9 protein-coding genes are annotated in these 12,719 nt (G+C 35.9%); 6 read left to right on the top strand and 3 right to left on the bottom strand.

The window, feature by feature from the left end:
* Positions 1 to 97: 97 nt before the first annotated feature.
* The 3 genes from EL165_RS16000 to EL165_RS15990 are packed head-to-tail and all read right to left on the bottom strand — an operon-like array spanning position 98 to position 3,759.
* Entirely contained in the window at positions 98 to 1,609 is a 1,512-nt protein-coding gene (locus EL165_RS16000) for a WG repeat-containing protein (protein ID WP_126358661.1), read from the bottom strand.
* A 6-nt stretch (positions 1,610 to 1,615) separates the two neighbouring features.
* Positions 1,616 to 2,290: a 16S rRNA (cytidine(1402)-2'-O)-methyltransferase gene (gene rsmI / locus EL165_RS15995; RefSeq protein WP_002982053.1), complete on the bottom strand. Its 675-nt coding sequence runs from the start codon at positions 2,288 to 2,290 to the stop codon at positions 1,616 to 1,618.
* Positions 2,291 to 2,292: 2 nt separating this feature from the next.
* Positions 2,293 to 3,759 (bottom strand): ring-infected erythrocyte surface antigen domain-containing protein, encoded by a 1,467-nt coding sequence (locus EL165_RS15990; RefSeq protein WP_002982052.1) that lies wholly within the window; start codon positions 3,757 to 3,759, stop codon positions 2,293 to 2,295.
* A 61-nt stretch (positions 3,760 to 3,820) separates the two neighbouring features.
* Between EL165_RS15990 and EL165_RS15985 the strand changes: the two genes are divergently transcribed.
* The 6 genes from EL165_RS15985 to EL165_RS15960 all read left to right on the top strand — a co-directional run bounded on the left by EL165_RS15985 (position 3,821) and on the right by EL165_RS15960 (position 12,589).
* On the top strand, positions 3,821 to 4,408 hold the full coding sequence (locus EL165_RS15985; RefSeq protein ID WP_002982051.1) for a thymidine kinase: 588 nt from the start codon (positions 3,821 to 3,823) through the stop codon (positions 4,406 to 4,408).
* 201 nt (positions 4,409 to 4,609) lie between these two features.
* Positions 4,610 to 7,057 carry a bifunctional UDP-N-acetylmuramoyl-tripeptide:D-alanyl-D-alanine ligase/alanine racemase gene (locus EL165_RS15980; protein ID WP_002982049.1) on the top strand — a complete coding sequence of 816 codons (2,448 nt, stop codon included), beginning with the start codon at positions 4,610 to 4,612 and terminating at the stop codon, positions 7,055 to 7,057.
* A gap of 3 nt (positions 7,058 to 7,060) precedes the next feature.
* On the top strand, positions 7,061 to 9,220 hold the full coding sequence (locus EL165_RS15975; protein WP_002982048.1) for a patatin-like phospholipase family protein: 2,160 nt from the start codon (positions 7,061 to 7,063) through the stop codon (positions 9,218 to 9,220).
* Positions 9,221 to 9,224: 4 nt separating this feature from the next.
* Entirely contained in the window at positions 9,225 to 9,644 is a 420-nt protein-coding gene (gene ybeY / locus EL165_RS15970) for an rRNA maturation RNase YbeY (RefSeq protein ID WP_002982047.1), read from the top strand.
* 147 nt (positions 9,645 to 9,791) lie between these two features.
* A complete protein-coding gene (gene mnmG / locus EL165_RS15965) occupies positions 9,792 to 11,654 on the top strand; it encodes a tRNA uridine-5-carboxymethylaminomethyl(34) synthesis enzyme MnmG (protein WP_002982046.1) in 1,863 nt (620 codons plus the stop codon).
* Between the two features lie 113 nt (positions 11,655 to 11,767).
* Complete coding sequence (locus EL165_RS15960) at positions 11,768 to 12,589, top strand: class I SAM-dependent methyltransferase (RefSeq protein WP_002982044.1); 822 nt, start codon at positions 11,768 to 11,770, stop codon at positions 12,587 to 12,589.
* The last annotated feature ends 130 nt before the right edge of the window (positions 12,590 to 12,719 follow it).

Raw genomic sequence — 12,719 nt, 5'->3', positions numbered from 1 at the left:
GGAATTAAACGGTTTGCAAAGATATTATAAAATGTTATTCAACCCATTCAAATTGTCAAAATACTCATCTTTTTTTGATGATTATTTTGATATTTTACTAAAGTTGAGTGGAATTGTTTTTAAACCTGGTGAAATAGATAAAATCAGTTTTTTTGTTTTGGTCCAGCTTCAACACCTCTTTCTGCCAGAAATATTTATCATACACAATTTCTTTCAGAGGCTCATTCTGGAAATTGGAAACTCCGAATTTTCCTTCTTTTTTCACTACAATCTCATTTTCAGCATTCCCGAACGTTATAATATCTTCGTAAACAAAGGGTACAATTTCTGTTCCTTTCCCATCCAGAATACCATAAAGATTATCATTATTCCTGCAAACCAAAGGTTTGGAATACTGGTTAAGAGGATTAAAATATTCAACATCCTCATTCTTTATTTCAGTTACATTTTTTAGTGCGATCAATGACTGATCCGTCACTGAAAATCTGTAATACTTCCCTTCTTTTCCAATAATAAGGTTATCAGGATAGAAACCAAAAATATGAACTTCATCTCCCACAATATTCTTAAGATCTTTATCAAGAAATTTCTCTTCACTTCCTTTTTTAAGGTAAATAAAGTCTTTCCCGGAAATGGTAAAACTTCTGATGAAATCATATTCCTGAGGGAAAATAACCCTTCCCCCGAGGTCTATAACACCATATTTCTTTGTCTTTTCATTGTAAGCACTGAAATAATGATCCGGTAAAGGATTCAGATATTGATAAGGCAGAGGATACAGCTTCCTGTCTTTCTTACTGAAAACAGTTGTTTTACCATTTTTACTGAAGTATATATATTCCCTTCGTCCGAAATATTCAGGAGTGATATCATTAAAAATTTCTTCAGCAATGGTATTTCCGTCTGTATCAATCAAACCATATTTACCTGTGTTTTTATTCTTTGTAATCAGATAGGGATAAGCGCTGATGCTGATCACCTGTTGAGAAAATATATGTAAGGTCTGCCCATTGCTTCCAATGATTTCGCTTTCACCATCTTCATTAATGATGAGTGCTTTATCCTCTTCAAAATTGTAATCTTCTTTAAATTCCCTGGTACTTAGCTGCTTTCCGTTGAGATCATACAGGAACCACTTATTATCTTTTAAAACAAAAAACCTGTTCTTGCCTGAAAAACGGATCTTTTCCGAATAAGGAATAATTTGTTTTCCGTTAAAATCAAAAACAGCTTCTGCATTCTGTTTTGATGAAATAATCCGCTCCCTGCTCCACCACGGCGTATTAAATTCCTGATTGTCTAATGGAATAATCTCATTTCCTTTTTCATCAATAACTGCTGATTTTCGGCTGTTTCCTTCTTCAGAATTCAGGATAAAACGGTTTTTGAAAATGTGAAAAACATTTCCCCTGAAAGGAGATTCAAATGTAATATTGCCCAAAGAATCAATAATGCTCTGTTTTTTAGATCTGGGATCGTAGGCTGTTCCGTATCCTTCAGAATAAGAACTTACCTCTTTTCCTGTTTTTTTCGACAGGATGACTTTCATATATTGATTAGTCTGTGCTGTACAGACTACAGAACATAATACAAAAACTAATTTTTTCAAGGAAAATTAAATAGAATTATTGACAATAAGAACAATCTCTCCTTTTAAAGTTTTACTCTTGGAAAACTCAATTAATTCATTGATTGTCCCACGTTTGGTTTCTTCAAATTTCTTGGAAATCTCACGGCTTAAGCTTACTTTGGTTTCTTCTCCAAAGAACTCCTTAATCTGCTCCAGAGTAGTGTTGATCTTATGGGGACTTTCGTAAAGAACAATGGTCTTTTTTTCCTCAGCAAGCTGCTTCAGTTTGGTTTGTCTTCCTTTTTTCTGAGGCAGAAAACCTGCGAATAGAAATTCATTATTAGGAAGTCCTGAAACGACAAGAGCAGGAATCAAAGCTGTTGCTCCGGGAAGGCAGATCATTTCAATATTGTTGTCTGCACCCGCTTTTGCCAGCAGATATCCGGGATCCGAAATACCGGGAGTTCCCGCATCGGTAACAATAGCGATATTCTGGCCGTTTTTAAGGTCAGCAATCACTTTTTCCGTTGCCTGGTGCTCATTATGCAAATGATAAGATTTTAAAGGCTTGGAGATCTCAAAATGTTTTAAAAGAACACCGGAAGTTCTGGTATCTTCACATAAAATATAATCAACTTCTTTCAGGACATTTACTGCCCTGAAGGTCATATCTTCAAGGTTCCCGACGGGTGTGGGAACAAAATATAGGATTCCGCTCAAAATTATAAGAATTTATTTTCCACCAATATCCAAAGCCTCTGAGCATATTCATCCACTTTATTCCATTTTCTTTCATAGTACAGATCGCTCAGATATTCTTTGGCTTCATCCAGTGTTCTGAACTGATTCAGCTGGTATACCGTATCATTCAGATCTGCCTGGCTTCCTTCAAAAAGCATCTTCGTGAAGGCAAGCCTGTCATTAAGATCCAGCTTAAATTCAGGTTTCAGTTTGTCTGCTTCCATGAAGTTGGTTGGAATATTGGATTTCAGAATACTTCCCGTGTCTTCTTTCACAGCCGGAGCCGGTTTTTCTTCTTTAGGAAGGTCTCTTTCCAGGTGGTCGTCATCAAAAAGCGACTGAACAGCCTTCATTCCTTTGATATTGGCTAATTTTATTTTTTTCTCCCGATGGTATTCTTCTAAATTTTCGAAGCTTTCATCAGAAGGATTTTTATCTGTTTCTTCGCGAACAGGTTTGTCAATTTCAACAATTTTTCTCCGGTCATACACTTCAGCAAGGATGCTTTCTTCTTTTGTTTCTTCTGCTGAATGATCATTTTTTATCTCACTCAGAATATTTTCCACATTGGAAGTTTCTGAAGCCATCTCTCCCTGCTCTATCGAAACATTTGAAGCTACAAATTGTTCTTCATTTTCTTCGATCAGTATTTCGTCTTCCAGTGTTTCACTGTCAAAAATACTTGGAATTGTTTCCGATATTTGTGGTTTGGTATCATTTACAATTGCAGAATCAATCTCTTTTTTTGATTCCTGTTCAGAAATTTCCTCTTCGTCTTCAATCTCATTAAGCTGATTATTGAAAATCGCTTCTTCTTCTGTTACTTCATGGTAATACAGGTCTTCATTAAGATCTTCATCCGAATCCGGTGTGGAATGTGCGAGAATTTTATCTTCATCTACAAAGTTCAGAACAGCTCTTTCTTCTGCTGATATTTCTTCTTCATCAATTTCATTCAACGGATCATCAGACACCGTTTCTTCTTGTATTTCGTGATCAGAAGTCTGTTCCTCAGTATTTTCAGTGTAACTTTCTTCTACAAAGCTTACAATATTTTCATGGAATTCGTTTTCAACAATTTCATTCAGCTGACTATTGAAAACGGCTTCTTCTTCAGATGCATCTGGGAAAATTTCATTCTCGTCAATTTCGTTGAGTTCATTATTGAAAATAGCTTCCTCTTCCGTCACTTCATTTGTATCATGATGTTCTGCTTCCCCTGAAGCAAAAGAGACGTATTGACTGTCCGGATTCTGCACCGGATTGTCTGCTACGAAGTATTCAATATTTTTTTCCAGCAGTTTCAAAAAAGAAATCCTGTTAGCAAGCTCATCCACAAGATCTTGCTTAGAAAGTAATTCGTCTATGTGACTTATTTTGTCCAGATTATCAATGATATTCATGGATTCAAAAAAAATCTTTTCCTTTAAATCTTGGATATTCTGCATAATAAGATTCTTATTAAAATTGCTTACTTTTGATGTTAAAAATATACGGCTAATTTAACAAATGTTTTTAGAAAATACAATTAATCATTCCAAACAAAGCGGTTGGATGGAAGTGATTTGCGGCTCTATGTTTTCCGGTAAAACAGAGGAACTTATCCGCAGATTGCGAAGAGCAGAAATGGCAGGACAGAATGTGGAAATTTTTAAACCGAAGCTGGATGTACGGTATTCTGAAGAGGATGTAGTTTCCCATAACCAGAACAAAATCCGCAGCACTGCAGTAGAGAATCCAAATGAAATTCTTCTGCTGGCATCCAATTGTGATGTTGTAGGAATTGATGAAGCTCAGTTTTTCGATGAAAGCATTGTTGATATTGCCAATCAGCTGGCGAATAGCGGTATCAGAGTAGTTATTGCAGGTCTGGATATGGATTTTCTGGGCCGTCCGTTCGGGCCTATGCCTAATCTGATGGCTACTGCCGAATATGTTACAAAAGTGCATGCTATTTGTAAGAGAACGGGTAATCTCGCCAACTATTCCATGAGAATTTCCCAGGGAGATAATCTGGTAGAATTGGGAGAAACAGAAAGCTATGAAGCAGTAAGCCGCCGTGTTTTTATTGACGAAGTACTTTCAAAAAGAAAATAACTGGAAAGGTAAAGCTGCTGCATTATCAATCAGCTGTTGCTAAAGCCATAAGAAATATATTTAACTTAATATAAAATGAAAAGCGAAAAAGCTCTGTAAAATATTAAAAAAGGAAAAAAACCGGATGATGTTATAAATCTTAGCCCTTTTACTATTTTACCTTTTTGCGATTTCGCTCAAAATAAAGCAGAAAGGGTACCAATGAACTATACAGTACAACACATTGCAGAGATCACCAATGCACAGATCATTGGAGACGGAAATTTATTGATCAAAAATATAGCGTATGACAGCAGGATTATTTATTCTATCAAGAATACAGCTTTTATCGCAATTAATACTCATAAGAATTCCGGGGAAAAATTTATTGAATCTGCAATGGACAGGGGTATTAAGGTCATTATTTCTGAGCATCATTATCCTGAGTTTGAAAATATAACCTGGATCATTGTTGAAAATTCCGTAGCGTTTCTTCAGAAATTAGCAAAATATCATTTCGAAAATTCTCACTTACAATCTATCGGAATTACAGGAAGTAATGGAAAGACCATTTTAAAAGAATGGTTGTATCAATGTCTTTGGAATGAATTTCCTACGGTAAAAAGTCCAAAGAGTTTCAATTCCCAGATCGGGTTGCCATTATCTCTACTTCAGATCAATGATTCTCATCAGTTGGGTATTTTTGAAGTAGGAATCTCAAAACCGCACGAAATGGAAAAGCTTGAAAATATTTTCCATCCTCAGATCGGATTGCTTACCCATATTGGAACTGCCCATGCTGCCAACTTTTCTTCCGAGGAAGAATTGATTGATGAAAAAATCAGACTTTTTAAAAATTCTGAGGTGATCATTTACAATGGCGACAATGATTTGGTTGATCAAAAAATCAAAAATTCCTATTCTGATAAAAAATTAATTGCTTACGGTTTCAAAAAAGAGAATCAGGTTTTCATCAAAAGCAATATTTCTAAAGATGAAAATATCATTGTTGAATATTTTGGCGAAGAAATCAGTTTTCCGGCCCACCAGAGAGACGAAGCGACGTTAACCAATGCTATGGCGCTTATCACTGTTCTCAAGGAACTGAATATCGAAAATAAAAAGATCGTCGAAAAAATCAACCTTTTAAAGGCCGTCGAAATGAGGCTTGAAGCCATTGAAGGAAATAAAGGCAATATTGTCATCAATGATTCTTTCAACCTTGACCTCGATTCTTTGAAGACTGCCCTTCAGTTTTTGAATGAATATAATAAAGCAAAAAAATCTCTGGTTCTGACAGACATCGTAGGAGTAAGCACCAATGCCAAAGAATTATATGAAGAAGTAGCAGAATTGGTGAACGATCAGAATTTTGATTCTGTATTCCTGATCGGTAATGAAATTTCAAAATTCAGTGAATTATTTAAAGCTAAAACCTATACTTTTATTGATACTAAAGAGCTCATTGAAAGTAAACATCTTACTGAAATAGAAAATCAGATCATTCTGCTGAAAGGTGCAAGAAAATTCGAGATCGAAAAACTTAAAGATATCCTCGAACTCAGAAAGCATGATACGGTCCTGGAAGTAAATCTTAATGCTATACTTCATAACATCAATTATCATAAATCATTGCTGAAACCAGGAACTAAAATGATGGCAATGGTAAAAGCGAATGCCTACGGATTGGGAAGTTTCGAAGTATCAGAATTTCTTCAGCATCATCATATAGATTACCTAGGTGTTGCTTATGCCGATGAAGGTGTAGAGCTGAGAAAGAAAGGAATTACCACTCCTATTATTGTAATGAATCCTGAGCAGCACAGTTATCAGACTATCATAGAGTATAATCTTGAGCCCGAAATTTACAGCTTCAGGGTATTGGAATTATTTTATGAAGCCGTTCAGAAATCAGGATATGATAAAAAATATCCTATCCATATTAAACTGGAAACAGGAATGCACCGTCTTGGTTTTAAAGATTTTGAGCTGGATCAGTTAAGCGAAACTTTAAGCCACAAAAATGTAAAGGTCCAAAGTATGTTCAGCCATTTATCTTCTTCTGATATGCCTGAAGAAAAAGAATTTACTTTGAAACAACTGGAGGTTTTTGAGAAAAATTCAAGTTACCTTATTGAAAAACTGGGTTACACTTCTATCCGCCACATCCTGAATTCAGCAGGAATTACCAGCTATAAAGATCATCAACATGATATGGTGAGAATCGGTATTGGTATGCTGGGAGAATCAGCAGATCCTGAAATTCAGAAGCAATTGCGGTCCGTCGTAAGCTTTAAAACCGTAATTTCACAGATATCAACTGTGGAAAACGGAGAATCTGTAGGTTACAGCAGAAGATATAAGACAGATCATCCTACCAGAATCGCAACTATTCCCGTAGGATATGCAGACGGAATTCCAAGGCTGATAGGAAATCAGGTAGGAAATGTTGGTGTTAACAAAACACTGGCACCTATCGTTGGAAATATCTGTATGGATATGATGATGATAAATGTAGATCATATTCCGAATGTAAAAGAAGGTGATACGGTAACTGTTTTTAATGCACACCCAAGTTTAAAAGAATTCGCAGGATACTGCAAAACGATAACCTATGAAGTATTAACCTCCATTTCACCCCGGGTGAAACGGATCTATATAAAAGACTAACTTATGAGAAAACTCCTGATTCTGCTTTTCATATTCCCACTGTTATTGATCCATTCTCAGGTAAAAAAAGATCTGGTAATTCCTAAGAATCCAAAGATCGGGCTTTCCCTTGCCGGTGGCGGAGCCAAAGGTTTTTCACATGTCGGAGTTCTCAAAGTATTGGATTCGTTGGGAGTGAAAGTGGATTATATAGCAGGAACAAGTATGGGGGCCATTGTAGGAGGATTGTATGCCGCAGGATACTCCGGAAAAGAAATAGAAAAAATTGTCATGGATACAGATTTCTATTCTTTGATTATGGACCCGAAATCACGGCAGGAAGCCAGCTTTTTCAACAAATCAGTAGATAAATATCTTTTATCCATTCCGCTTAAAAACGGGAAAATCACTCTTCCTTCTTCCATCAGCACCGGCCAGAGAAATGTTTACCTTCTTAAAGAACTTTTTAAAAATGTTTCCAATATCGAAGATTTCTCTAAAATGCCCATTCCTTTTTTATGTGTTGCCACCAATCTTGAAAGCGGGAATATGCAGATCTTTGAAAAAGGAGATCTTGTACAGTCTATCATGGCAAGTTCGGCCTTTCCTTCTTTAATGGATCCTGTAAAGATTGGCGACAGTATTTATATTGACGGAGCTATGACGGTAAACTATCCTTCAAAGCCTTTAAAGGACAAAGGAATTGATATCGTCATTGGTGTGGACCTTAATCAGGATCTTTCAAAAAGAGAGGATTTAAACAATATTATAGCTATTCTCAATCAGGTTATCGATTTCGGAATAAAAAAAGATACCAGAAGACAGTATAAATATACAGACATCAATATCAAACCCAATCTGAAAGGAATGTCTGCCACAAGCTATGATGATAAAAAGAAAATTCTGGACAGCGGCTATGTGGAAGGGCTGAAATATACCCAGATACTTGACCAACTTCCAAAGCGGCCTTTTGACCGTCTCAGACAGCGCGTAAACCCAATTTATTCCAACGTATATAAGATAGACAGCATTTCTATTGAAGGAAGTAAAATCTACGGAAAAAACTATACACTTGGTAAAATGGGACTGCGTCTCCCCTCTCTGCAGACCTATGGAAGTATCAATAAAATGATAGATAAGCTTGTTGCTACAAACAACTACCGTTTTATTAACTATGATATTGTTCAGGAAAATGATGCCAATTATCTGAAGCTTTATGTTACAGAAGATGATGCCCGCCATTTTTTAAAATTCGGTCTGCATTATGATGAAGTTTTCAAGACCGGACTTTTATTAAATTACTCTGCAAAAAGACTTTTATTTAAAAATTCAAATCTTTCCCTGGACGTTGTTGTAGGAGACCGCCTGAGGTACTACCTGAATTATTTTATAGATAACGGATATATCCCCGGATTTGGGCTCTATTCATCGGGAATGAGCTTTGATATTAAGAATGTGGATAATTACAATATAGACCGCTGGGAATGGCTCAGAAATGAAGCTTATATACAGTCTGTATGGAAAGATAAATTCGCGATCGGAGGCGGTATCAGCCACGACTACTTTAAAGCAGAAAACCCAAATGGTGAAAACCAACGCTACAGTCGTTTTTTAAACCCTTATATTTTTATCAAAACAGACACTCAGGATGATAAAGAATTTCCAACAAAAGGGGTTTATTTTGCTGCAGAAGGAAAAGTAGTAGACCTTTTAAAGTCCGAGGTAGACAAAAGAATTATTCAGATTAAAGCTGATCTAAGACTTAATATTCCGCTTGGCAAACAGTTCAGTTACCGTCTGAATTTATTTGGAGGAGTTACCATTGGTGAAAATCTTCCCATTTATTATCAATACAGATTAGGTGGAATTTTTGAACAGAATCTGATTAATTTCAAAAGCTTCGGAGGGTTTTATTTCGCCCAGCTTTATACAAATAATGTTATACTGGCCTCTAATGATATCCAGTTTAAATTCAATAAAAACTATTTTATCAGTGGAAATTTCAGCTTTGCTAACCTATCAAACGATATCAAGTTTGAAGATGCAGTTAAAGTAAATTATAGCTCACTGGGAATAACGGCGGGTTACAAATCTCCTTTCGGGCAGATAAAAGTCAACTTCAGCCACTCACTTAAAAACAACCAAAAAGGTATATTCAGTGTTATTTTAGGACACTGGTTTTAAAAAAATGATACAGTTCTTTTACGAAAACTTACCGGAGTCAGTAAGTACAGATTACAAAAAATGGCTGGAAGACCTTATTCTTTCAGAAGGAAAAAAACTAGGAGAAATCAATTACATTTTTTGTGATGATGAATATCTTCTTAAGATCAATCAGGATTATTTACAGCATGATTATTATACAGACATCATCACTTTTGATTATGTAAAAGGGAAGACAATAAGCGCTGAGATTTTCGTATCTTTGCAGCGCATTTCTGATAACGCCTCTACCCTTTCCCGAGATTATGAAGAAGAATTAAGAAGGGTTTTAGCCCACGGAATTTTACATCTGGCAGGCTACAAAGACAAGACGGAAGAGGAAGAAAAAGAGATGCGGAGAATGGAAGATCTGTACCTGGATAAATACAGGAATTTAAAGTTTTAAAATTGAACAATCACTTAAAGTCCCATATCTAAAGTACTCTATTCTAGCAACAATATACATTTACCTAGAGTGCATTCTCCAAAAATGTTTCACGTGAAACATTGGTTATAAAGATAAGGTTTAAAGCTTAAAACAAGCGAGATAAAAATGATTTCAGAAATATATGATGTAATAGTAGTAGGTGCCGGACACGCAGGTTGTGAAGCAGCAGCAGCAGCAGCCAACCTCGGTTCTAAAACTTTACTTATTACAATGAATATGCAGACCATCGGACAGATGAGCTGCAACCCGGCAATGGGCGGAATCGCAAAAGGACAGATCGTAAGAGAGATTGATGCGATGGGAGGATATTCCGGAATTGTGGCAGACAAATCTGCTATCCAATTCAAGATGCTGAATCTTTCAAAAGGTCCTGCGATGTGGTCTCCGAGAACCCAGAATGATAGAATGCTTTTCGCCGAAGAATGGAGACTGGCATTAGAGAATACTCCTAATCTTGATTTCTTTCAGGATATGGTGAAGCAACTGATTATTGAAAATAATAAAGTAACCGGAGTGGTTACCTCTTTAGGAATTGAAATCAAAGGAAGATCTGTAGTTCTTACCAACGGAACTTTTCTTAACGGTTTAATTCACGTCGGAGATAAACAATTAGGCGGAGGAAGAATGGGTGAACCAAGAGCTTTTGGAATTACAGAACAATTGGTCACTTTAGGTTTCGAAGCAGGAAGAATGAAAACCGGTACTCCACCGAGAGTGGACGGAAGAAGTCTGGATTATTCAAAAATGGAAGAACAGAAAGGAGATCAAAATCCTCAAAAGTTCAGCTATCTCGATACACCGAAACTGACAAAACAATTAAGCTGCCATATTGTATATACTAACGAAACAGTACACGACATTTTAAGAGAAGGCTTCGACAGAAGTCCAATGTTCAACGGTACAATCCAAAGCTTAGGTCCAAGATATTGCCCAAGTATAGAAGATAAAATTAACCGTTTTGCAGAGAGAAACAGACACCAGCTTTTCGTAGAGCCGGAAGGATGGAAAACTGTTGAAATCTACGTCAATGGATTCAGCTCTTCTCTTCCGGAGGATGTACAGATCAAAGCAATGAAACACATTCCGGGATTTGAAAACGTAAAAGTTTTCCGCCCTGGTTATGCTATTGAATATGATTACTTCCCTCCTACCCAATTAAAGCACACACTTGAGACGAAAATAATCGATAATTTATATTTCGCAGGTCAGATCAACGGAACAACCGGATATGAAGAAGCAGCCGGTCAAGGTTTAATTGCAGGAATTAATGCTCACAATAAAGTTCACGAAAAAGATGAATTTATCCTGAACCGGGATGAAGCGTATATCGGAGTTTTGATTGACGATTTGATTACAAAAGGAACTGAAGAACCTTACAGAATGTTTACTTCACGTGCCGAATACAGACTTCTACTCAGACAGGATAACGCAGATATCCGTTTAACAGAAAAGGCGTTCAATCTTGGATTGGCAAAAGAAGACAGATTAAGACGTGTAGAAACTAAAGTATCTGAAAGCCAATCACTTGAAGAGTTTCTTCGCGAAACTTCTTTAAAACCAGGTATTATCAACCCAGTTCTGGAATCTATTGAAAGCAGTCCAGTAGATCAGGCTTACAGAGCAGCTCAAATCCTTACCAGACCTAATATGACATTAGAAAAACTGGATGAAATTGATTTCATTAAAGAAGTTTCTGAGCAATATAGCGATGAAGTCAGAGAGCAGGCAGAGATTAATATCAAATACAAAGGATATATTGAGAAAGAAAAAGAAAATGTTGCTAAATTAAATCGTTTGGAAAATATTAAAATTCCTGAAGACTTTGATTATAGCAAACTTTCAAGCCTTTCTGCAGAAGCTAAACAGAAGATGTCTAATGTACGTCCAAAAACAATTGCACAAGCTGGAAGAATAAGTGGAGTTTCTCCAGCCGATATCAATGTTCTATTAGTATATCTGGGACGTTAAAAAAATGTTTCACGTGAAACATCAAAAAATAAAAACAAAAATTAAGGTATTTACAAGCATAAAAGACTTATGAATATCTTAATTTTTTTATCATATAAAAGATATTTACTTCAATGAAAATAAAAGATCATTTTCTTTCACAGGAAATATTTGAAATTAAAGAAACAGAAACAAAAGGAGTCTTCAAAACCTCCCCTATTCCATCTGACATTTCAAGATATTATGAAAGCGAAGATTACATTTCTCATCACCAGGATTCCGGAAGCTTAAAAGAAAAACTCTACAAGTTTCTTCAGTCTTTCAATCTTCAGTACAAAAAAAACATACTGGTAGACAGAATCAAAAAAGGTTCAAATGTTCTGGATTACGGATGCGGAGCCGGAGAATTTGTAAAATATATTGAAAATGATTTTGAGACTTTCGGTTTTGAACCGGATGCGGATGCAAGAAAAGCTGCACAGGGAAAAATAACCAAAGCTTCCATTGTGGATGACATTAATAAGATTGAAGAAAACAGCCTGGATGCTATTACACTATGGCATGTATTTGAGCATATTGAGAACCAGAACGAGATGCTGAATATTTTTCATACCAAATTAAAAGAAAAAGGACTTCTTGTTATCGCTGTTCCCAACCCTACTTCATATGATGCAAAACATTATAAAGAATACTGGGCTGCTTATGATGTGCCGAGGCACATCTATCACTTCTCAAAAAATGGAATGGAAAATTTAATTTCAAAAAACCGCGACTGGAAATTAAGAAAAATAAAACCTTTAGTTCTTGACTCCTACTACATCTCCATGCTGAGCGAAAAATACAAAAAATCACCCCTATTTTGGCTAAAAGCAGTGATCTACGGAACGATTTCCAACGTAAAGGCGTTATTTTCGAACGAATTTTCTAGTTTGATATACATTATCGAAAAAAGATAGAAAATCGATTTTTGACCCATTTATGAAGGTCATTTTTCAGCGTTTTTGATTAAAAAATAAAACTCAGGGGAAAAATCTCTGAGTTTTTAATTTTTATGTAAGCTCATTTTTTTGGTTCTTGAAGTCTTAA

It is taken from the genome of Chryseobacterium gleum (genome assembly GCF_900636535.1).
Lineage (GTDB): Bacteria > Bacteroidota > Bacteroidia > Flavobacteriales > Weeksellaceae > Chryseobacterium > Chryseobacterium gleum.
The sequence above is the reverse complement of the archived record's forward strand: the minus strand, read 5'-3'. Positions and strand labels throughout refer to the sequence as shown.

What these genes read in the sequence shown, in the direction of transcription:
- EL165_RS15990 (WP_002982052.1), bottom strand. Translation starts at nt 3,759, where the DNA reads ATGCAGAATATCCAAGATTTAAAGGAAAAGATTTTTTTTGAATCCATG.
- EL165_RS15985 (WP_002982051.1), top strand. Translation starts at nt 3,821, where the DNA reads ATGTTTTTAGAAAATACAATTAATCATTCCAAACAAAGCGGTTGGATG.
- EL165_RS15980 (WP_002982049.1), top strand. Translation starts at nt 4,610, where the DNA reads ATGAACTATACAGTACAACACATTGCAGAGATCACCAATGCACAGATC.
- EL165_RS15975 (WP_002982048.1), top strand. Translation starts at nt 7,061, where the DNA reads ATGAGAAAACTCCTGATTCTGCTTTTCATATTCCCACTGTTATTGATC.
- ybeY (WP_002982047.1), top strand. Translation starts at nt 9,225, where the DNA reads ATGATACAGTTCTTTTACGAAAACTTACCGGAGTCAGTAAGTACAGAT.
- mnmG (WP_002982046.1), top strand. Translation starts at nt 9,792, where the DNA reads ATGATTTCAGAAATATATGATGTAATAGTAGTAGGTGCCGGACACGCA.
- EL165_RS15960 (WP_002982044.1), top strand. Translation starts at nt 11,768, where the DNA reads ATGAAAATAAAAGATCATTTTCTTTCACAGGAAATATTTGAAATTAAA.